This window comes from Pseudoalteromonas sp. Bsw20308 (genome assembly GCF_000310105.2).
Lineage (GTDB): Bacteria > Pseudomonadota > Gammaproteobacteria > Enterobacterales > Alteromonadaceae > Pseudoalteromonas > Pseudoalteromonas fuliginea.
Genome location: NZ_CP013138.1, coordinates 1,260,589 through 1,283,044, shown reverse-complemented (window position 1 = coordinate 1,283,044; position 22,456 = coordinate 1,260,589). Strand labels below are relative to the sequence as shown.

Here is a 22,456-nt window from a genome sequence, read left to right as displayed (position 1 = left end):
TAAATTAACGTAGCTCTACAGGAACAGCAAATACTATATTCTCTTCTTCGCCTGGGTTTTCAACAACCTGTGTGCCACCTAGCTCTTTTAATCGGCTTATAACTTGTTGTACAAGTACTTCTGGCGCAGAGGCTCCCGCAGTAACACCCACTGATTTAGAACCCGAAACCCACTGTTCTTGCACATCAGTTGCATCATCAATTAAATAAGCAACCGTGCCCATTTTATCTGCCAGCTCACGCAAGCGATTAGAATTAGAGCTATTTTTAGCGCCAACGACTAATAGCACGTCAACTTTGTCAGCTAAGTCACGCACAGCGTCTTGACGATTTTGCGTTGCATAACAAATGTCATCTTTACGCGGTCCGTCAATTGATGGAAACTTATTGCGAAGTGCATCAATAACATCAGCGGTATCATCAACAGAAAGCGTCGTTTGGCTGCAATAAAAAAGGTTTTCAGCATTTTTTACATCAAGCGCAATTACATCGTCAACAGTTTCAACAAGGTAAATGCCACCGGCTGAGTTATCATATTGTCCCATTGTTCCCTCTACTTCAGGGTGACCATGGTGTCCAATTAAAATACACTCAATACCTTTTCGACTCGCACGTGTAACTTCCATATGTACTTTAGTTACAAGCGGACACGTTGCATCAAATACTTTTAAGTCACGGCGTTTAGCCTCGCTGCGAACAGCTTGCGATACGCCATGTGCGCTAAAAATAACAATGCTGTCGTCAGGTACTTGATCAAGCTCTTCAACAAAAACCGCACCACGGCTTTTTAATCCATCAACTACATAGCGGTTATGAACTACTTCGTGGCGAACATAAATTGGCTTTTCAAAAATATCCAAAGCGCGCTCAACAATACTAATAGCACGGTCAACACCAGCGCAAAAGCCGCGTGGATTAGCTAATAATATTTCCATTAACCTTCTACCTCAATAATATCAACTTCAAACGTTAAACGCTGACCAGATAAAGGGTGATTAAAATCAATCGTTACCGACTCGCCTTGCACTTCACGTACTAAACCTGGAAGTTCAGTCCCATCAGGTTGAGTAAACGCAATAATTGCACCTACCTTAGCTGGTGTTTCTGGACCAAACTTACTGCGATCAACGTAGTAAATATTATCTGGGTTTGGCTGGCCAAACGCATCTTCAGGTTCTAATTCAAACGTTTTACTTTCGCCTGCAGTTAGGCCTAATAAACACTTTTCGAAGTTTGCCGTTAAGCTGCCATCGCCCATTGTTAATTTAGCAGGTTTATTGTGCACCTTGGTAGAGTCGGCGGCAGAACCATCTTCTAATTTAATAGAAAAATGGAAAATAACTTGTGAGTTTTCACCAATTACAGCTTGGCTCATGCTTTATGCTCCTTCGGACTCTCACCGGTAAAGGCGTCAAATAACAATAGTGCTGCGCCAATACAAATAGCGCAATCAGCAATATTGAATACAGGAAAATGTGAGTCTTTATAAAATACGTGAATAAAGTCGATTACATAACCATACGCAATACGATCGTATAAATTACCAATAGCGCCTGCAAGTACCAACGCATAGGCACCGCATAGTACTTTGTTTGTTGCAGGTAAACGTTTTAGCCACCACACAAGCAAAGCACTAATAGCAATGGCAATTGCACTTAAAAACCAACGCTGCCAACCACCCGCTTCACTTAAAAAGCTATAAGCCGCACCATAATTATGCACATAAGTAATACTAAAAACAGGGAGTAAATTTATCGACTCTTGATAAGCCATTGTCCCTACAACAAGTGTTTTACTGGCAAAGTCTATTACTAAAAGTAATAGACTCAACCAAAGCCACACTAAACCACTTTTTTGGGCTAGTTTGCTCACTAAGAATAACTCCTAAGCGAATTGACGCTTTTCACCTTCGCCATCAACATTACTTACACAGCGACCACAAATTTCAGGATGAGCAGGCTCAACACCTACATCTTCACTGTAATGCCAACAACGCTCACATTTAGCAGCATCTGTTGCAGCAACACTAATGAACAAACCTTCAATTTCGGTAGCTTGTGTATCAGCAGGCTGGCTATCAACTTCAGTAACATTTACCGCTGATGTTAACAATACAAAACGCAGTTCATCACCAAGCGCATTTAACTTAGCGGCAAGCTCTTTACTCGTAAATAAATTAACCGTTGCTTGAAGTGTTGCACCAATGACTTCTTCTTTACGTGCAGCTTCTAATAAGCGGTTTACTTCGTCACGTACAGTTAAAATCTCTAACCAATCATCGTTACTAAATTGGCTATTTGTTGGCGCTTGTAAGCCATCGTACCAAACTGATGTAAATACGTAGTCACTACGCTCACCCGGTAACGCTTCCCAAATTTCTTGTGCGGTAAAGCTCATAATAGGTGCCATCCAACGCGTCATTGCTTCTGCAATATGATAAAGCGCTGTTTGACAAGAGCGACGTGCATGGCTGTCGCTCTTAGCTGTGTATTGACGATCTTTAATAACATCTAAATAGAACGAACCAAGTTCACCCGTACAGAAGTTCATTAGCTTTTGCGTTACTAATAGCATTTGGTAGCTGTCGTACGCGGCTAAAATCTCGTCTTGTAACTGAGCAGCACGGCCAACAATCCACTTATCAAGCTCAACCATATCATCAACAGCTACTTGATCAGTTTTTGGATCAAAACCATTTAGGTTAGCAAGCAAGTAACGGCTGGTGTTACGAATACGACGGTAACGATCGGCTGAACGTTTAAATATTTCATCCGACACAGTCATTTCTGCCGTGTAATCGGTAGAGGCAACCCATAAACGTAGAATGTCGGCACCTAGTTTATTCATCACATTTTGTGGTGAAATAACATTACCTAGTGACTTAGACATTTTTCGGCCGTTTTCATCAACCGTAAAACCATGAGTCAATACTTGGCGGTATGGCGCATGACCATTAATAGCCACTGATGTCATCATCGATGACATAAACCAACCACGGTGTTGATCAGACCCTTCAAGGTATAAATCAGCTGGCCCCACTAAGTCTTCACGGGCGTCTACAACACAAGCGTGCGATACACCTGAGTCAAACCATACATCTAGCGTATCTTGTACTTTCATGTATTGCTTGGCGTCTTCTTCACCAAGTAAAGTAGCTGGTTCTAAATCGTACCATGCTTGTATACCAGACTTTTCAACAAGCGCTGCTGCTTGAGCAATTAGCTCTTGTGTATTTGGGTGAAGTGCACCGGTGTCTTTGTCAACGAACAACGCGATTGGCACGCCCCAAGTACGCTGGCGTGATATACACCAATCTGGGCGGCTTTCAACCATGTTAGAAATACGGCTTTCGCCCCACTCTGGTAACCATTGCGTGTTTTTAATCTCAGCAAGAGAATCTTGACGTAAGTTAGCCTGATCCATGCTTACAAACCATTGTGGTGTAGCACGGAAAATGATTGGTGTTTTATGGCGCCAACAATGCGGGTAACTGTGCGTAAGCGCATGATGATGCATAAGCGCACCGTGCTCTTTTAATACTTCAATTACGCTCGCATTCGCCTTAAATACGTGCTGACCTGCAAAAAGTTCGGTATCTGGTAAATAAACACCATTTGCACCAACAGGGTTAGCTACTTCAAGGTTGTAATTTAAACCAGCCACGAAATCTTCTTGACCATGCCCAGGTGCGGTATGTACAACACCAGTACCTGAATCAGTCGTTACGTGTTCAGCAACAATCACTGGTACATTAAAATCATAAAAAGGATGGGCTACTTGCAAGTTTTCAAGCGCTGCACCTTTTACATACCCTAGTATGTGAAAGTGATTAAAACCAAAACGGTCCATAGCATCTTTAACAAGCTCAGAACCTAAAATTAGACGTTGTTGTACGCCTTCATCTTCAACCTGTACTAACGCATACTCTAAATCGGCATGCACAGCCACAGCGCGGTTTGCAGGAAGCGTCCACGGTGTTGTTGTCCAAATAACAGTACCAACACTGCCTTCACCTTTATGACCATCAGCCAAATCAAATGCACTCACAACAGCATCTTGATCAACAAATGTAAAACGCACATCAATCGCTGGAGATTGCTTATCTTGGTATTCAACTTCTGCTTCTGCTAATGCAGAACCACAATCTGTACACCAATGCACAGGCTTAGCACCTTTATGCAAATGACCTTTTTCAATAATACGACCAAGTACACGAATTGCATTCGCTTCAAAGTCAAAGTTCATTGTTAAGTAAGGCTTATCCCAATCTGCAAATACGCCTAAACGTTTAAAATCAACTTTTTGACCTTCAACTTGTTTTTTAGCGTATGCACGGCATTTTTCACGAAACTCGCTCGCGGTTACTTTTACGCCCGGCTTGCCTACTTTTTTCTCAACCATTAACTCGATTGGTAAACCATGACAATCCCAACCAGGAACTAATGGTGAATCAAAGTCAGATAATGTTTTAGACTTAACAATAATGTCTTTTAATATTTTATTAACTGAGTGGCCTAAATGGATGTCGCCATTTGCATACGGAGGGCCGTCATGCAAAATAAAGGTCTTTTTACCTTTCTTAGCGCTGCGAATTTGACCGTATAGGTCGTCTTCATACCATGCTTTAAGCATTTTTGGTTCACGTTGTGCCAAATTGCCACGCATTGGAAACGGTGTTTCCGGTAAGTTCAAAGTATGTTTATAGTCGCTCATTTATCCTACATTCCGTCTCTATCGGCTACCTGATTTAAACCAAAACACTGCTTAGCGGCAGCAACATCAGTTGCTATTTGCGCCGTTAATTGTGTTAATGTCTCGAATTTTTTCTCATCGCGAAGTTTTTTTATTAACTCCACATGCATAAATTGTCCGTAAATATCCTGTGCAAAATCAAAAAGATGAACTTCTAATAATGCACGAGTTCCATTAAATGTCGGCTTATTACCTACATTTGCAACTCCAAAAATCTGTTTTCCTGCAATCGTTGCTTGCACTGCAAACACCCCGTTGACAGGACACACTTGGCGTTTTAGGGCAATATTTGCCGTTCTAAAACCGAGTTCACGTCCTCTTTTCCAGCCATGTATAACACGCCCAGAAATAGCATAATCGTGACCAAGCATTATTTTAGCACTCGCTAAGTCACCAGATGCTAAAGCATCTCGTATTAAAGTGCTGCTCACTCTAGCATTTAATTGACGAAAGCTCGCGGTGCTTTTTACATCCATGCCGGCTTGCGTTCCTATGCTAGCAAGCAAAGCAAAGTTACCTTGGCGCTGTTTACCAAACTTAAAATCATCACCAACAGTAAGTGCTTTAACACCTAACTTTTTAATCAAAATCTCATTAACGAATTGCTCAGCATGCATGTTTGCAAATTGCTGATTAAAGCTAATGCAAATAACTCGCTCAATACCTAAATCACTTAGCAAACGTAGCTTATCTCGCAAGCGCGTTAGCCGTGCTGGGGCATTATTTTTAGCAAAAAACTCTTGTGGCTGAGGCTCAAACAGCATTACAGTGCTTGGCAAACTATGTGCTTTAGCATCAATAAGTAAACCTTTTAATACTTCTGCGTGGCCTAAATGAACACCGTCAAAATTACCAATAGTTAACACACAACCAAAATGGTGCGGGCGAATATTGTGTATACCTCTAATTAACTCCATGCCACCTAATGCCTTGTTTAGCGAGTTATTAATTACGACTAAAAATTAATTAAAGTCGCAGAGTTGCCGATTATAATCTTTTTTTTAATTTGATTCAGTAATTGCTACACTTTTTATCGTATTTAGTCTAACGCCCATCAAAAATAGCATTGCAAAGTAACTAATACCTGCCAAAGCCACTAATGCTATTAATAACATTACCTGATGTGTAAAGCTCCATGTAGCCCAATAATAGTAACTGCTCACAAACCATGTAACAGCTCCCATAAACGCACTTGCAACAACACACTTAAGTGTAAAGCGCATGCTCGTTGATGAAAACTGGTATACATTTTCTTTTTTAAGCTGCCTGTATAATAAAAATGCATTGCAGCTAGCCGATAACGAAGTAGCAAGTGCTAACCCTAAATAACCAATGAAAGGAGCCAGCATAATGTTAAACACCATATTAAGTACTAAGGTGATAATACCAATACGCACCGGCGTTTTAGTGTCTTGGCGAGCGTAAAAGCCAGGAGCCAGTACTTTAATTAGCATAAAACTTACAAGCCCTACTGAATATGCGACTACGCCTAGGCTTACTGCTTTGACATGATCAATACTGTCTTCTTTAAATGCACCGTGGTCGAACAATACGGTAATAATAAGTGGACTGATGATCATTAAACCTATCATTGCTGGTAGGCCTAAAAAGATAACAAAACGCACTCCCCAATCGAGAGTCTGCTGAAAGTCGCTACTTTTTTTACTGCTATGCAGTTTAGAAAGCGCCGGTAAAATAACTGTCGCAATACCAATACCAAATAAACCCAGCGGAAATTCAATTAAGCGGTCTGAATAATAAAGCCATGCAATTGAGCCCGTCATCAGTAATGACGCAATCATGGTATCTAGCAACAGATTAATTTGACTAATAGAGACACCAAACAAAGCCGGTAGCATAAGTTTTCGTACTTTTTTTACGTTTTCGTCTTGCCATGCCCAACGCGGACGCGCCAACATTTTTGCACGGTATAAAAATGGAAGTTGAAACAAAAGCTGTACAACGCCACCAATAAATACGCCAATTGCGAGAGAATAAGCCCCGACGCTAAATTTATCATGTAAAAAAATTGCACACGTAATGATAGAAACATTGAGTAGAACAGGTGTAAATGCAGCAACAGCAAAACGGTTATACACATTCATGACTGCACCACTAAGCGCCACTAAACTTACAAAAAATAAATAAGGGAATGTAAATTTAAGTAATGAACTTGCAAGTTCAAATTTTTCGGCATTAGGCCCGCCCTGCCACCAATCTATAAACCAACCTGTACCAAATAATGCTGCAATAACGGGTGAGGCAACAACACCAATAATAGTGACAATCAATAAAATGGTTCCTAATGTACCTGCTGCTTGTGCAACAAAAAGTCTGACCTTGTCGTCGCCTTGCTGTTCTTTAATTTCACTCAGCACGGGTACAAATGCTTGTGCGAAGGCACCTTCTGCAAATAAACGACGTAAAAAATTAGGAATACGGTTAGCAAATAAAAAAACATCAGCCGCTGCACTTGCGCCTAATAAATTGGCAACGACTGCGTCTCGAACGAGCCCTAAAATACGCGATATCATAGTCATACAACTAACAATCATACCGGAGCGAAATAAACCTTTTGACACCTTAAACCTACTCAAAAATCCTCAAGATAGGCGATTATGCCACAGTCTTTTTTATAAATCGCTTTAAAGCACTAGGCTGGGGGTCTGTGCTTTGTTACAATGTCGGTATTAACTGCTAAAGCGGCAAATTGATGCTCGTTATATGGTGCAGTTTTTCTTGGATTGTTAAATTTAAATTGACATCCATGATAGAAACAGGCATATTCCACGGCCTTTAATTTAAGCTTTATTTTAAGATTGTTAGGAGCAAACCTTGGCTAACATCAAGTCTGCAAAAAAACGCGCTATCACAAGCGAAAAAAACCGTCAGCACAACGCAAGCCGTCGTTCAATGATGCGCACTTACTTCAAAAAAGTAATTGTTGCTATTGAAGCGGGCGATAAAGAAGCTGCACAGCAAGCTTTTTCTGTTGCTACACCTATCCTAGACCGTTACGCAACTAAGGGTCTAATTCACAAAAACAAAGCAGCTCGTCATAAGAGCCGTATAGCAGCTAAGATTAAAGCTCTATAATTTGTTTTTGATAGAATATAAAAAACCGGCTTTTGCCGGTTTTTTTTTATTTAAAATTTAATTATATAATTACACGTTTTCTAAATCTGGATAGAACTTCTTAAGCATTGCCGCTATTTTTTTAGGAGTGAATGGCTTAACCACAAAACCTTTAGCGCCTTTATCTATCGCATCTTTTACATTCTCTATACCCGAATGAGCCGATACCATAACAACATTAGTTTCAGGGCTTAATTCATTTATTTGTGCAATTAATTCTTTGCCATCACCATCAGGTAATTCAATATCTAAAAAGATGATATTATATTTTGCAGCGCGGCACTCGCTAATACACTGTGAGGCGGTAGATGCTTCCTTTACGTTATCTATCCCTAAATGCATCAGCGTTTGACTTAAAAAGCTGCGTACAGTGCTAACGTCATCTACAATTAAAATTGATAGCTGCGTATTCATCTTCATTCCTCATAGGCTACAAGCCAAGTTTACGTTATTATATTGGTATATAAATTTATTCATTTAATTATAGAGACCTACACCAAAAAGGCCAGATCTGCTTTATGTCAAAAACACAAAAAAAACAAACACTACTTGGAAAAACGCCTGCCAAAAAAAAGCAAGTACAACAACGTAGGCCTCGTACAGCATCGCAAGGCGCAATAAGTGAAACTCAAGGTCCGACTATTTCTAGCCAAGGTGGCAAAGAAACTAAGTCAAAAAAAGGTTTAATAATAACTTTAAGCATTGCTCTATTAATAATAATAACGTTTCCAAAGCCGACATTACTCACCTATAAAAAATTAGGGATGGTAAGCGAAAGCATTTATTGGCCTGGTGTATTTGGCTACGGAGCTACCATTATAGATTCAAACTTGCACCCACAATTAGATTCTAGACGAAAATCCCTTTATTTATGTACTAATCCAGAAAGTTTAAATAACTGTCAAAAGTATCAAGTCATAGCAGATCATGGTTTATTTGCAGCGATTGGAAGTTATTTTAAGCATTAAAAAAACTAATCTGAAAATTTAAAATTACTTGGTTGAAAGGTGCGCAAAATATCAACATAATGGCGCTCCTTTTTTCTACAACTGAACTATTGAAACGACCATGCTAAACGAGCTAGATTGGCTTTTAAACACGATACTACTTGCACTAGGTTTAGGTGCATTCTTTATTAACCAGATAACACTGCTACGCGTTGCCGCGATTAGTGCATGTGGTTTGTTATTTTTATCTTTTAGCTTAGATCTTATGTCGTCGAGTGTTATTTCAAATATGAGTTTGGTGCTGATAAATACTTTTTACTTGTTCAAAGTTTATACATTTGGACAGTTCAATGTAACTCAAAGTTAACAACTTTCCCTTAGATTATTTTATAGCCCAGCATTGCTGGGCTTTTTATTGCAAAAATAGAAAGGTTCTCGGAAACATCATAAATTTAGAAAAATTATTGTCATTAGCGAAATTTTGGGTGAGTAAGGCCGTGTTTACTCTTTTAAGGCTGAATTTGTATATTGGATTGCTTGCTCGCCCACATCCAACGCTCGATCCAAAAATTAGACGATAAATTTTTTATTCTTATACCTATTAGCTTAATTAAGTGATCTATTTTGAGGTAAGAAAATCGTGCCAATGACAAGGCAATAATTTCGTTACTTAGTTGTTATCACTAATTGCTCCTGCATCCGTGCAGTCGTATATCAGAAATATTTAACGCAGTTAGCGTCAGATTTTATCCCTAAAATTGATTAAGTATTATTGCGGATTGGTACTACCTAGATGTGAGTGGGTAATTCTAAGGAAATAACGTGACCTAAATAACTTGGCTCTGGATAATAAATCGATCTCAGGCAGCTATTTTCAGCGCTAACTGCATTGGATTTACTTGCAATAGGCCCGAAGGTTTCAGTCGGTTAAGTAATCTCTTAACCAAAGTTTAGGTTAAATAGTATTTATGGAAACGATAAAAAAGCAAAAATTTAGAAATAACCACAGCAAGATTAAATAATTTACTGTGGCATTGTGTAATTACAGAACAGTCGGTTGATTAAACCAAGCAGATACACCCAATACAATAATCGAAATAACTATTAAACTTAACTTCACACCACCTTGATTCGTCTTCATAACACCCTCTTTATTGTTTTTATTAATGAGAATACCTAACAACAATAATAAAAATTACAAGTGTTAACAAGTAGTTTGTTAAATTATTTAACTATCCATTAATAACCTTTCGTTCTATCTATTAGATTATTAAGTTTACTACCTTGCCTTAAACATTCAATATTTTCTGCTATTTGCTCAATAACACTTCTTAAATCAGATAATGCGGCACAGTGAGGCGTCAGTGTTATTTTTGGGTGCTGCCAATATGGGTGGTCGATTGCGAGTGGCTCTTGCTCAAAAACATCTAAAGTAGCTACTCGTAAGCTATCTGTATTTAAAGCATCTAATAAATCTTGCTCAATAACATGCTCCCCACGGGCAACATTAATGAGTCCTGCATGGACTGGAAGCTTTGATAATAATGTGCGATCAATTATACCGGTAGTTTCTTGTGTAAGTGGCAATAAACAAATTAGATAATCTATATTAGGAAGCATTTTATTAAGGCCTTGTTTAGCATAAAACATTTCAACATTAACTGCCTTTTTCTCTCTTTGCGCCCATGCACTTACAAGAAAGCCATTACTAACAAGCTTTTTTGCACACGCCTTGCCCAACTCACCAAACCCTAAAATACCAACATTTTTATAGCTATAAGCACGCTTTGGCTGCCAACTTTGCTGGTTTTGTTTAATAAAATACTCTTTAAAACGTAACTTTTGCGCTAAAACATGAGCAAGTACATATTCAGCCATATCCTCTGCCAACTGAGTATCAACAATGCGCACAACCTCAACGTTCCTAGGTAATAATGCTAAATCGATACTGTCAACTCCAGCACCAAAAGACGAGACAACTTTTAAATTAGGAAGTTGTGACCACATTGTTTGCGGGGCTTTCCAAGCAAGTACAAAGTCGACTTTATCCAAACTCTGGCAATCTGGCCACTCTTCTATGCATACATTAGGTAACCGTATTTTTAATTGCGCCATTAATTTTTTGTTATCTCGCCCTGTGATAGCAACTAATACAGACATCTTTATTTCCAAATAAGTTCGAGTTTAACTAATTATACTAATCAAGATATCTTTGCCTAGGGCCTACTGACCTTTTAGATTGAAATTCGTTCAATCTAGGGGCGATTAAATCGCGGCGCGAGGTTTGTAACCTAGCGGGCTCGGTAACTGCTCCTGCGTTACCCTAGTGGCTTACATCCATGTAAGAATAAGTAATACCAACCTGCATAAATCTTTGATCAATTTAACGAATTAAATTGCACTATAACGTCGTTAATAATTTTTTATTTAGAACAACTAGATACAAAAATTTTTGCCTAGTCCTAGCGTAATTTTCTTAACGTTAAATAGACCCCATATATAAGCTGATTGGTATAAAAACCGAGCAACAAAGAGTAAATTGCCCCTAGGCAGAGTCCTACGGGCTGCGCATGTTTAACCTCAAAAGATAAACATGCCCTGGCTCAATTCGCACTTTAAAAAGTCACACAACTGCAAAGTAACTGTCACACCCTTTTTTTATTCTAAGTAAATGGTAAACATGCCAATGCGTGAAAGAGGTTTATATGATTAGTATTGATAAAGTGATTGCAGCAAATTTACCACAATTAGAAAAATCACCAAAAGTAAAAGGCCTTGTAAAAAAAGGGCTAGGGTATCTGTTACATGAACAGGAGTTTGTTGCCTTTGGTGATGCTTACCCTCACTTGCAAGGTTTAGAGTTTGTTGAACAGGTATTAGATGAGCTTGATTTTGATACACGCTACAAACCTAAACAAATTGAACATATCCCCAATGAAGGTAAGCTGGTTATTGTTGCAAACCACCCTATCGGCTCTTTGGATGCACTTGCACTTATTAAAGTACTCTCAACTGTTAGACAAGATTTAAAGGTTGTAGCTAACCGTATGCTGATGTCGGTTACCCCCATGCATGAACTGTTACTACCCGTTGATAACTTATCTGGAACAAGTAAAAAACAAGAACTCAATAATATCCACCAACACTTAAAAAACGAAGGTGCACTGCTTATATTCCCAGCCGGTGAAGTCTCTCGTTTGAGCCCCACAGGCATAAAAGATTGCAAGTGGAATAGCGGTTTTTTACGTATGGCAAAAAAAGCCAACAGCCCCATTTTACCTGTTTTTATAAAAGCTAAAAACAGCCCTTTATTTTATGGCACATCAATGATTTATAAGCCTCTAGCGAGTTTGCTACTGGTCAAAGAAATGTTTAAGCAACGTCAAAAGTCATTGGAGTTTGAAATTGGAGCTTCAATTCCGCCTGAGTCTTATTTGATAGAAAATCTAAAAGATAAAGAAGTTGTAAACCTTATTCGTAAGCAGCTTTATAGGCTAACGTCTAAAAAGCCGTTACCACTAAAAACACAAATGCCTCTTGCTATACCTGAATGCAGAAAAGAGCTAAAAAAAGCGATTGATCAATGCCAGTTGCTGGGTAAAACAATCGACGATATGCATATTCACCTTTATCAATATACCGGTAGCTCTGCGGTGTTTAGAGAGCTAGGTCGATTAAGGGAAATTGCATTTAGAGCCGTGGGAGAAGGCAGCGGTAAGCGTCGAGATATAGATAAATATGATATGGATTATCAACATCTTGTATTATGGGATCCTACTCAATTAGAACTCGTTGGTGCATACCGATTAGCTTGTGCGCAAGATATAATAAAAAAACACGGACGAAAAGGGCTCTACACCGATAGCTTATTTTCCTATACAGAGGCCATGACCCCCTACTTACACCAAGGTATTGAGCTTGGTCGCAGCTTTGTACAACCAAAGTATTGGGGACGTAAAAGCTTAGACTATCTTTGGTATGGTATCGGCGCCTTTATTAAAAACTACCCACAATACCGTTACTTATTTGGCGCTGTAACCGTACCTAATACCCTACCAGAGCAGGCAAAAGCCATGCTTGTTTATTATTATCAACATTACTACAAAAACAATGTGCAACTAGCAATGCCTAACAATGAATTTAGACTAAGCGATCAACAACTAACACAATGCCAAACAGTGTTCAGTGGCAACAATGTGAAAGAAGATTTTGTAGAGCTTAAGCACGTACTAGCCAATATGGGAGCGCAAGTCCCCACATTATTTAAGCAATACACTGAGCTCTGTATGCCCGGTGGCGTACAGTTTTTAAGTTTTAGTATTGATCCCGACTTTAACAATTGTATAGACGGCTTGGTTTTAGTCGACCTGGAAAGCGTAAAAGAGAACAAAGCAAAACGTTACTTAAAAAAATAATAACTAGTGCAAAAACTAGAAAAATTTATTACAGCATGTGTTTGGCATTCATGTTATCTCATTGCCTATTTATGCACAGTAACGGCATTGCATAGACGTGGCCGATTAAATAACCTGAACTCTGGATAAATCTATCTCAAGTAGAGTTCAGGTTAAACACACTATTACAAATACAACCTCAAAAGGTCAACACGCCCTAGCAATTTAAAAAAACCTGCTCGAGCAAAGAGCTATAAATTGCTTCTATTTTTACTAAATCACTTATAGGTACATGTTCGTTTACTTGATGTATCGTATTATTACGCACACCGCACTCTATAACTTGAGTGTGGTTATTTGCAAAAAAACGCCCATCGGATGTTCCACCGCTGGTACTGAGCAGTGGATAACAGCCTGTTTGCTTGTAAATAGCCTGCTCAACATGAGAAAGTAAACTCCAGTCATGAGTGTCTGCTGTATAATATGGCTCACACGGACGCTCCCACTCTATTGTAAAGTAATGGGCAAACTCACTAAGCGATTGTGTCAATAACGCTTTAATCGCCTCGCTGCGATATGCATGACTATAACGCACGTTAAAAGTAACCTCACAATAAGCTGGCACAAGATTATCAATAACGTTATCAATATTAATACCCGTTACTTGCAATGTGGTTTTTGAGCTTTGTTCATCAAGTTGCCACGTTTGTTCACTCAAGTAATTAACTATTTTAGCAGCTATAAAAGCTGCATTGATCGTATTATCAGGATAAGCCACGTGCCCAGCCTTACCTGTTACCTTAATGCGTGCAGAGAGTGCACCTCTTCGCCCATTCTTGATAGTGTCACCTACGCACATATGGCTGGTTGGCTCTCCAACAATACAGCCATCAAGTACAACACCTTGCTCGGCCAGTTTATTAACGATTACTTGAGAGCCAAATTCAGCCTCGCCCTCTTCATCAGATGTAATAAGCCAATACAATGTTCCTTGCTTATTCTCGCTATTATTAATCAGATTATTTGTTGCGCTAAGCATTGCAGCCACACCACCTTTCATATCTGCAGCGCCTCGACCATACACTGAATCACATACAATATTCCCTGCAAAAGGTGGACTTAACCATTGCCCTGTTGCTGCTGGTACTACATCTATATGCCCTGAAAAGGCGACGCATGGTCCGGTTCCAAAACTAATTGAAGCGATTAAATTACTCACGCCGTTTACATTAAAATGCTCACACTGTAATCCCAAGTCACTCAATTCTCTAATAAGCCAATCAATTGCTCCAGCCTGATTAGGTGTAACAGATTCAAATCGAATAAGCGTTTGTAAATATGCAACAACGTCGCGTTGGAATTCTCTTTCACTGATTGCTTTATCAAAAATAGCGATAGCCATATCAAACGCCCTTTATTGCTTAGCCCTAACTTTAGTTAAGAGACTCACGAAAATATTGAGTTATTATTAAAGCCTGAATTTATGACTAAGCGATGTCAGTATTAATACACAGCTGTGACTATTTTTTATATTTTATTATTATAAGGTGTTTAACTTTTGAGGTTAAATTTACAGCAAAATGTGTGGCAATCAGGTAAGGCAGAGCCTAATCATGAAAAAAGAGACGTTGTTTTCTCGATTCTGGTTAAGGGGGATTTATAACTTTTGCTACCTAAAAACCTGAACTTGCACGCACTAAACACATTCAGAACAGCGCTTTTAGTTATTTAAGAAATCAAGAGTCAAGTATCTCTGTCGCTAATCAACATCAAAATTAATCTAAATCAATAAAACACTTCACAACGTTCAAACATTTTTGAAACTTTGATCTAGAACAGGTTTTGAACATTTTAAAACTGCAATAATAGCGTCAATCAAAAAGTAGTTCTTGGAGAACAACATGAAAACCACTATTAGTATTGCATTACTGACTTCTTTATTAGCACTTTCTCCTGCTGCACACGCCAATTTTAGCGTAAATGTGGGTGCTATTAACATTAACCCTGATAACAGCAGCTCAAAAATTAACGAAGCACCGACTTTAGGTCTAAAAGGTGATTCTGATACGCAACTAGGTATTACGCTTGACTACGCATTTAACGACCAATGGGTGCTAGAGCTTATTGCAGCAACGCCATTTTCGCATGATGTTAATGGTACTGGTGGGCTAGCGGGTAATAAAATCGCGAATATAAAACAACTCCCCCCTTCACTTATTGCTCAGTATCACTTTTTAGATACAAGTTATGCATTAAGACCATTTGTGGGTATTGGAGTTAATTATACAACATTCTTTGATGAGCAACCGTCGCAAGCGCTTAAAACAACGCTTGGTACAAATGATGTAGAAGTAAAGTTAGACGACTCATTTGGATTTGTAGCACAAGTAGGTGCTAATTATAAAATTGATGAAAAATGGGGTTTACATGCAATGGTATCAATTATGGATATTGATACTGATGCCACAGTGTATGCTAATGGCGCAAAAGCTCTCACTTCAACCGTTGAACTGGACCCAGTAGTCGCCATGTTTGGGGTTAGGTATAATTTTTAAAAATGCTTTAATGCATGTGTGTGCAAAAGGCCGAAAGGCCTTTTTTATTTTAATTAACTAATCATTTGGGTAAGTTATTTGCTTTTTTCTGTTCAAGCATTTCTTTCCAATGCATAACTTCACTCGGTAGTATCGGTGTTTTACCTTTAAAACTAGCGACTTCAAGCATTTCTTCGATACTTACAATGCCTTTTTTACTTTTAAACACACCGCGTACATAAGCAATAGCATGTAAGCCTCGTGCTGAATGAAATTTTTGTTCTATATAAAAATACTTATGATCCCAACCAACTAGTTTTGTACTAATAGTGTAGCGTTGCATTGGTTTAATATCACGGATATACGTGATGGCGGTAGCATTAACAATAGGAAACCAACGGCGTTTCAAAATTTGCTTAAGCAAACCCACTCGTTCCGTCATCCATGTACGTGACAAATCCATCATGGCTAAATAACGTGAGTTTGTTAAATGCAGATTTATATCGCAATCAGTTGGTAGTGCTTTGTAATCAATATCTACTGTATCAAGTAAGTCTTGATATTGATGATTACGCTTAATTTTAAAAAATAATAAAAGAAGTCGAATATATAAGTTCACAGCAAAGGTCTTACCAGTTCAATTTACCTGAGTGTAACACAGGCACTTGCTAAGACGAATATTCTGCTTTAATCTGAAGTTATAAATACAACTAAAAATTTACTTATGAATTCAAAATTAAACATCCTTATTGCTAGTATATTCTTAACAGTGAGCCACCACGCGTTAGCCGATTTTAATTTCCCCGGTAATGGCTCTATTACTTACTCTACAGGGGTAGAAAAATCGTTTGAATTTGGTTTTGCTTGGCAACAAAAATTTAAGAAGTTTACTATTGGCTCAAAGAGTTATGAAATGGATCAAATTCCTAGTTCCTACTCAGTCGCCATCACGCTTGCAAAAGACGGCAGCCAAGTATGGGTTCAAGAATTTAATAATGGATTTATAGAAGCGTTTGATTGGACAATAGGCAAGCACACCATCACTCTAAAAAAACAACAGTTTAGTGTTCAAGTGAAAGGGAATTATGTTATTGAGTTAGATGGCCGAAGTTACTTTTTTGCTCGTAATAATGCCAGTATTGTTATGAAATTTGATGAAGATGGTATAAAGACGATTGCCATTGATGGTGTCAAAAAAAATATGGGCACTAAAAATTAATTAGCGCCCTATTTTAAATATTGCCGTATTTTAAACTTTAACTGTTTTACGGTTAATACCGTAATCTCGTAGTTTATTTGCAACTGCTGTATGGCTAAGACCTAAACGTTTAGCGAGCTGTCGTGAGCTTGGATAAGCTGGATAAAGTTTGCGTAATAATGTTGCTTCAAAACGTTTTACCGCTTGATCCAGTGAACCTTCAAAATCAGATTCTAAATACCCTAAGTCATGCGTAAACGTAGGTAACTGTAAATGCTCTACTCGTAACTCACTATCATCTAATAAAGATACCGCACGATAAATTGCATTTTCTAATTGGCGTACATTTCCAGGCCAAGGATACTGTTGTAAAAAGCTTAAGCATTCTTGAGATAACAGTGGCACTGCGTGACCATTTTGCTGTGCATATTTTTGAATAAAATGCTCTGCGAGTGGCCCAACATCGGCTTTGCGATCTCTAAGTGGTGCAATATCTAATGTTAATACGTTGATTCGATAGTATAAATCCTCTCTGAACACGCCCTCTTGCACCATAGCAGGTAAGTCTTTTTGAGTAGCTGCGACTATACGAACATTAACTTTAACTTCGTTCTCATCACCCACTTTCCTAAATGTGCCATCTTGTAAGAAGCGCAATAACTTAGTTTGCAGTTGAGTCGACATTTCGCCCACTTCATCTAAAAACACAGTCCCACCATCGGCTTGCTCAAGTACGCCGCGTTTAGGTGCTGCATTTTCTTCATAGCCTGCGTAGCCAAATAACTCAGATTCAGCAACATCGTCTGGTAACGATGCACACGATAAAGCAATAAAAGGCTTCACTGAGCGATTAGATGCGTAATGACACGCCCGTGCTAATAGCTCTTTACCGGTTCCTGTTTCACCCGTAATTAGTATTGGTGCTTCTAACTGAGACATTTTACGCGCTTCGCGAACAACACGACGCATAGCAGTACTAAAGTTATGAATAGTTGCAAAGCTTTCTTGTCCGTAACGTCTAAATGCACTAACTTGTTGACCTAATCGGCTTTGTGATTTTATATTAATAACAGCACCGGCAAGTACATCACCTTCACCACCTTGCGGCACAGCAATAGGTAAAATATCGGCTATAAAGTCTTCACCAGCGACTTCCACTCTGGTGGTTTGCCCTAATACTTCTTTACTTTCTAACCAGCGAGTAAAATTAAAGCCTTTCAACAAATTATTGATATTTGCACCAATAACCTCTTTTTCGCTCAATTGTAAGTCTTTACAAGCCGCATCGTTACATAAGCGTACCCAACCCTTGGCATCAATAGAAATAACACCATCGGGCAATGCTCGAAGCAATGTGTTTAGCTCATTATGCTCACGCTCAGAGGGTAAAAAAGCGGTTGTACGTACATCATGAACACCATCAATTAAACGAATTGATGGCATTATTTTCTGGAACTGTTCAAACTCAATTTCAGGGAAACTTACATACATACGACAATTAACTGAATCAACCTCTATTCCTTTTAGATCAACACTGTAATTAACTAAAATATTGAGAATTTCTTGGGCGATACCGATTCTGTCAGCACAATGAATATCTAAACGCATACATCCTCTAAGGAAGGAAAACTATATTAATTGAATAATACGCTAAGTGGCTATGAGAAGGTAGTTTATTGTAAACATTTTTGGACAATACTAGTGTTTATAATAAATGAGTAGATACATGGATTTATTCACGCAATAACAGCAATAACATATTTACTCCATGAAATATGCCACTACTGCTATTGCAGTTCTTAATAAAAATTAATCACCTTGTGGGTATTCAGACCAATCACCGCCATCTAATTGTATGTATGGTCGTTGATTAACATACATCATTATAGTATCTGCATTTTCAGCAACTTTTGGAGCTTTCGGTAAATTATCTAACAAATTTGCTATACTATTTTTCCCACCAAAAACATTAGTTTTCAATGTTTTACTCACTAATTCTGACAATGAAAAATAACTGATTGAATCATCAATTACAATTTGGGAATAGTTTTGCACATCAGGGCCAATAAATTTAATTGCAACTGGAACTGATACAATAGCTGGGCTTGGTATTTCTCGCAAACCAGCAAATTGTACTTTGTCTCCTTTTAGTGCAGCACCATGCTCAGGTACTACCATCAGCATTACATTTCTACCACGTTTTTCTAGGTTTTTAATAAAGCCATTAATATCAGAAAATAAGTTTGCATGCCTAAGAGGATAACTTTGCTGGCTATTCATGCGGGCTCTATTAGCAAGTTGATTACCATCGTGTAAACTCGTGGTATTGTAGTACATTGCACAAGGCTTACAGTCTTTAGCTTGTTGGTCAAGCCAGCCGTTTAGAACCGCACCATCTGAATAAATAGGGCTATTATCAAACCCATACTGAGCAATAGGCATAGAATCAATATTAAATGGCTTGCTGTCTAAGCCACCATATCTATTTATTAGGCCTTTAAATTCATCAAAATGCCCATCGTGATTCATCACTACGTTGTTTTGATAGCCTAGTTTTTCTAAGTTCTTAAATAAATAACACTGTTCTGGCGCATCCTTGAACAAAGACGCTTGGTTTGTTTGTCCACAGCTTGCTCTTAATAATCGAATGGCTGCTGGACCACTATATGATGTGGCTGAGTTGAAATCAGGAAACACCACATCAAAATCTTTATACATGTCTGTAACGCTAATACCTAAAAAATTTAAGTCAGCAACTGCCATAGAACAAATATTTAAAATAATAACGTCAAACAACTCGCCATTGTATTCCTTTGGAAAGTGACTTGTTAATAAGCTTTGTTGTTGATAAAAATCACTAAGCTTTTGGTCGGGCGATTGGTATTGGGTTGTTACAACAGGCGCCTTACTTTGAGTTGCAATACTACTGTTATTAACCACTGTAGGGCTTTCATTAATATCTAATGAGTTACTTTGACCTTGCCAGCCAATAAACGCCAAGCCAATAATAGTCACTGTAGTAAACCGAATCCATTGAGAGCTGTACCAAAATAAAACAACAATAATGAATAAGCCAAGTAGCATATCGACATTAACTACCCGCCCAACTAGTTCGATAAAATAATCAAAGCTAAAATCTTGAACGTTACCAGCCTGTTTAATTAAACGATTAATGGGAGGTAACCACGAATCTTTATACAGTAAAATCACAGCTATAATCAGTGCGATAATGTGTTTAACCTTCTCAACTCGCGCATTTTTAAATTGTATTACTAACAAAGCGGCCAACGCAGCATTGCTCAAAAAACTAAAATCGATTACGCCGTAATAATACAGGGCAAATTTAACTAAAAAATAGAGATTCCAAACCCCTAGACCAGACAATTTCACTTACGTTCCTTATTTTTAGGTGTATAGGGTTCTAGCACTTCGTGCTTAAATGTCATTTTGTAATAATACTTTTTTAATTTAGATACTATGTAAGAGCCAATTAGGCACAATAAAACACCAAATAACCCCGAGATTAATGCTGTAATTAAAAGTTGATTAATACTCATATCACAGCTCTTTAACTTTCATTGTAAAAGCTTTTGCATCAGGGCGTTCCTGAGTGAAAAATTCAGGCGTAGCAATATCAATACTGGGATTTTTTGCTAAAGCAGGATCGAACTTGTAACTGTCATTTTCTTTTAGTTGATTTGTAAAATCACTCACATCTTTATCTCTATAATATCGGCGTAATTGTTTACATTCTTGCTGAATATAGAAGTGGTCCGAAATAATGCTCTGTTGAGCAAAAAAATCACTGGTTTCTAATTTGAATAAATGTTTAATCGCATTCATTACATCATTTTCTCTACAAGCATGTAGATACAAGTAAACTTTGTTTTCAGCAACACTAAATACATCACCTTCACGTTTTATGTGAAATAGATGAAGTGGGTGAATAGGATCTATTCTTGGTAATAACTCAAGTACAACCAGTACCCCGCTGACCCCTAAATTAACCGCCGAGTCACTGTGCACTTCAACTTGGCGAGTAAAATCAATAAATGGTAAGTAACCTTTTGAAAACGTGTTTTCAGTATATCGTAATACATGCTCAACAGATGGAGGCAATGGTCGAGAAAATTGAAAGCCTTGGATCGACTGAATTTGCGATAACAACCGAGAAGGTTCGGAAAAGCTATACAAAATAAGATTAACACCCAGCGTTAAAAATAAGCACTCGTCTTGGTGCCTGATAATCCCATCTACATTTTGAATCACGAGTTTTAACCAACGACCACAATTTTTTCTCAATTCAAAACATTGTTTACCCAACTCAGATAAGTCGGTATAGCGTGTAACCGAAAATACTAATGTTGCGGCTTCTAGCTGAGGACCTTTTTCAAATAAATCGCTGTTACTTTTTACAACATGATAATTTGCAGGCAGCTTTGTGCCATCTGGTACTGAGTTTTGTACTAACCACACAACATCTTCATCATTAAAATGTTTATTGCTAAGTGTTTGGGTTTCTATTTTCCCTTCTTCTACAACTAACCGATCATTTTGCAAAATTAACTGATAGTGAGTATTTGATAATATCCCTGTGCTGTGTCTCCAATAGTCGTACTCAAGTACTCGTGCAGCCGAATCATTATCGACAAACACAACGCCGCTAAAGAGTTGATTTAAGCGCCTTACTAAAAATCGATAATTAGCAACTTCAGGACCTGAGATTAAAAATAGAAGACTAGTATTTGTATCAATTAAAAATGATTTATATTGCTCAATAAGCGTTTCAAATTGCTGTTCAGTGGTATCACGTAATTGCTGAGTACTAAAATGAACAACGATTAGAGCATTTTTTATATTTTCATACGCACTTAACTCTTTAATAATCCCTTTATTTATGCGTTTTGCATTCCACTCACTAATTTCTTTTGTAAATGAAAAAGAATGTACTCGGCCTTGCTCACTCGCATCAAGTAGTAAATTCGAACAAGAAGATTCAAAGAATGACTCTATCTGAGAAGAGACTATAAAAATATTTTCTTTCACATCATTGGGGCTTATTGAATGCAATATAAACTCAATAGAAAAATTGTCTAAAGGCGCTAAAACAGCATAAATTGCAGCAGGTTTTATTTCTTCAGCTGCGGGGTCTAATCCCAAAATGTTAAACTTATGCACACAAAACACCTTTCAAAAAAATACTTTTTTACTAGTTTTAGCCGCTATTCTATATATAATAGTCAAATAATGTCCATATATTATAAAATAAAACATACTGATACAGGTAGTAATGCAAAACTTAATTTCAAAAAATCCTCAAACACTCACATCTAACGATATAGCAAACTTAGCTCATCGCTTTGGCGGTAAAAGTGAAGATTACATTGAAATAGTGAATACGCAAAAAAACATGCAAACTATAAATAAATATGCGTTATTAAAAGAAATTGATAACGAACTTGCGTCTATTACTAGCCGTTGAAACTATAGGTAACCC

At 38.0% G+C, this 22,456-nt stretch carries 20 protein-coding genes; 7 read left to right on the top strand and 13 right to left on the bottom strand.

The window, feature by feature from the left end; translation table 11 throughout:
- Positions 1-4: 4 nt before the first annotated feature.
- From ispH to murJ, 6 genes are all read right to left on the bottom strand, one after another.
- The gene (gene ispH, locus D172_RS05470; protein WP_007376921.1) at positions 5-934 is read right to left on the bottom strand and encodes a 4-hydroxy-3-methylbut-2-enyl diphosphate reductase; all 930 of its coding nucleotides are present in this window, start codon (positions 932-934) and stop codon (positions 5-7) included.
- Positions 934-1,374, bottom strand: a complete 441-nt coding sequence (gene fkpB, locus D172_RS05465) for an FKBP-type peptidyl-prolyl cis-trans isomerase (protein ID WP_002958231.1) — start codon at positions 1,372-1,374, stop codon at positions 934-936. Before fkpB ends, ispH begins: the two co-directional genes overlap by 1 nt.
- Positions 1,371-1,871, bottom strand: a complete 501-nt coding sequence (gene lspA / locus D172_RS05460; protein WP_007376920.1) for a signal peptidase II — start codon at positions 1,869-1,871, stop codon at positions 1,371-1,373. Before lspA ends, fkpB begins: the two co-directional genes overlap by 4 nt.
- A 12-nt stretch (positions 1,872-1,883) precedes the next feature.
- Positions 1,884-4,712 carry an isoleucine--tRNA ligase gene (gene ileS, locus D172_RS05455; protein ID WP_007376919.1) on the bottom strand — a complete coding sequence of 943 codons (2,829 nt, stop codon included), beginning with the start codon at positions 4,710-4,712 and terminating at the stop codon, positions 1,884-1,886.
- Between the two features lie 5 nt (positions 4,713-4,717).
- Positions 4,718-5,668, bottom strand: coding sequence for a bifunctional riboflavin kinase/FAD synthetase (gene ribF, locus D172_RS05450; RefSeq protein WP_007376918.1), 951 nt, complete (start codon positions 5,666-5,668; stop codon positions 4,718-4,720).
- Between the two features lie 84 nt (positions 5,669-5,752).
- Positions 5,753-7,291 carry a murein biosynthesis integral membrane protein MurJ gene (murJ, locus tag D172_RS05445; RefSeq protein WP_033023584.1) on the bottom strand — a complete coding sequence of 513 codons (1,539 nt, stop codon included), beginning with the start codon at positions 7,289-7,291 and terminating at the stop codon, positions 5,753-5,755.
- Positions 7,292-7,586: 295 nt separating this feature from the next.
- Here murJ and rpsT point away from each other — a divergent pair, with 295 nt between their 5' ends.
- The gene (gene rpsT, locus D172_RS05440; RefSeq protein WP_002958225.1) at positions 7,587-7,847 is read left to right on the top strand and encodes a 30S ribosomal protein S20; all 261 of its coding nucleotides are present in this window, start codon (positions 7,587-7,589) and stop codon (positions 7,845-7,847) included.
- Between the two features lie 69 nt (positions 7,848-7,916).
- Here rpsT and D172_RS05435 read toward each other — a convergent pair whose 3' ends face one another.
- Complete coding sequence (locus D172_RS05435; protein ID WP_007376916.1) at positions 7,917-8,300, bottom strand: response regulator; 384 nt, start codon at positions 8,298-8,300, stop codon at positions 7,917-7,919.
- Positions 8,301-8,404: 104 nt separating this feature from the next.
- On the opposite strand from D172_RS05435, the gene D172_RS05430 reads away from it, so the two are divergent.
- Both D172_RS05430 and D172_RS05425 read left to right on the top strand, forming a co-directional pair.
- Positions 8,405-8,854: a hypothetical protein gene (locus tag D172_RS05430; RefSeq protein WP_007376915.1), complete on the top strand. Its 450-nt coding sequence runs from the start codon at positions 8,405-8,407 to the stop codon at positions 8,852-8,854.
- Positions 8,855-8,954: 100 nt separating this feature from the next.
- A complete protein-coding gene (locus D172_RS05425; protein ID WP_007376914.1) occupies positions 8,955-9,200 on the top strand; it encodes a hypothetical protein in 246 nt (81 codons plus the stop codon).
- An 872-nt stretch (positions 9,201-10,072) separates the two neighbouring features.
- Here the strand turns inward: D172_RS05425 and D172_RS05420 are convergent.
- Positions 10,073-10,993 (bottom strand): 2-hydroxyacid dehydrogenase, encoded by a 921-nt coding sequence (locus D172_RS05420; RefSeq protein WP_007376912.1) that lies wholly within the window; start codon positions 10,991-10,993, stop codon positions 10,073-10,075.
- A 545-nt stretch (positions 10,994-11,538) separates the two neighbouring features.
- On the opposite strand from D172_RS05420, the gene D172_RS05415 reads away from it, so the two are divergent.
- The gene (locus tag D172_RS05415; protein ID WP_007376911.1) at positions 11,539-13,248 is read left to right on the top strand and encodes a GNAT family N-acyltransferase; all 1,710 of its coding nucleotides are present in this window, start codon (positions 11,539-11,541) and stop codon (positions 13,246-13,248) included.
- 196 nt (positions 13,249-13,444) lie between these two features.
- On the opposite strand, the gene dapE is transcribed toward D172_RS05415, so the two are convergent.
- Positions 13,445-14,629 carry a succinyl-diaminopimelate desuccinylase gene (gene dapE / locus D172_RS05410; RefSeq protein ID WP_007376910.1) on the bottom strand — a complete coding sequence of 395 codons (1,185 nt, stop codon included), beginning with the start codon at positions 14,627-14,629 and terminating at the stop codon, positions 13,445-13,447.
- 499 nt (positions 14,630-15,128) lie between these two features.
- Between dapE and D172_RS05405 the strand changes: the two genes are divergently transcribed.
- Positions 15,129-15,782, top strand: a complete 654-nt coding sequence (locus D172_RS05405) for an OmpW/AlkL family protein (protein ID WP_007376909.1) — start codon at positions 15,129-15,131, stop codon at positions 15,780-15,782.
- A gap of 61 nt (positions 15,783-15,843) precedes the next feature.
- Here the strand turns inward: D172_RS05405 and D172_RS05400 are convergent, their stop codons facing one another.
- On the bottom strand, positions 15,844-16,380 hold the full coding sequence (locus D172_RS05400) for a thioesterase family protein (RefSeq protein ID WP_007376908.1): 537 nt from the start codon (positions 16,378-16,380) through the stop codon (positions 15,844-15,846).
- Between the two features lie 105 nt (positions 16,381-16,485).
- Between D172_RS05400 and D172_RS05395 the strand changes: the two genes are divergently transcribed.
- Positions 16,486-16,980, top strand: a complete 495-nt coding sequence (locus tag D172_RS05395) for a hypothetical protein (protein WP_033023580.1) — start codon at positions 16,486-16,488, stop codon at positions 16,978-16,980.
- Between the two features lie 30 nt (positions 16,981-17,010).
- Here D172_RS05395 and tyrR read toward each other — a convergent pair whose 3' ends face one another.
- From tyrR to bcsE, 3 genes are all read right to left on the bottom strand, one after another.
- Positions 17,011-18,567 carry a transcriptional regulator TyrR gene (tyrR, locus tag D172_RS05390; RefSeq protein ID WP_007376906.1) on the bottom strand — a complete coding sequence of 519 codons (1,557 nt, stop codon included), beginning with the start codon at positions 18,565-18,567 and terminating at the stop codon, positions 17,011-17,013.
- Positions 18,568-18,768: 201 nt separating this feature from the next.
- Positions 18,769-20,349, bottom strand: coding sequence for a cellulose biosynthesis protein BcsG (bcsG, locus tag D172_RS05385; protein ID WP_007376905.1), 1,581 nt, complete (start codon positions 20,347-20,349; stop codon positions 18,769-18,771).
- 168 nt (positions 20,350-20,517) lie between these two features.
- On the bottom strand, positions 20,518-22,137 hold the full coding sequence (gene bcsE / locus D172_RS05380; protein WP_007376903.1) for a cellulose biosynthesis protein BcsE: 1,620 nt from the start codon (positions 22,135-22,137) through the stop codon (positions 20,518-20,520).
- 112 nt (positions 22,138-22,249) lie between these two features.
- Between bcsE and bcsR the strand changes: the two genes are divergently transcribed.
- Entirely contained in the window at positions 22,250-22,441 is a 192-nt protein-coding gene (gene bcsR / locus D172_RS05375; RefSeq protein ID WP_007376902.1) for a BcsR/BcsP family cellulose biosynthesis protein, read from the top strand.
- The last annotated feature ends 15 nt before the right edge of the window (positions 22,442-22,456 follow it).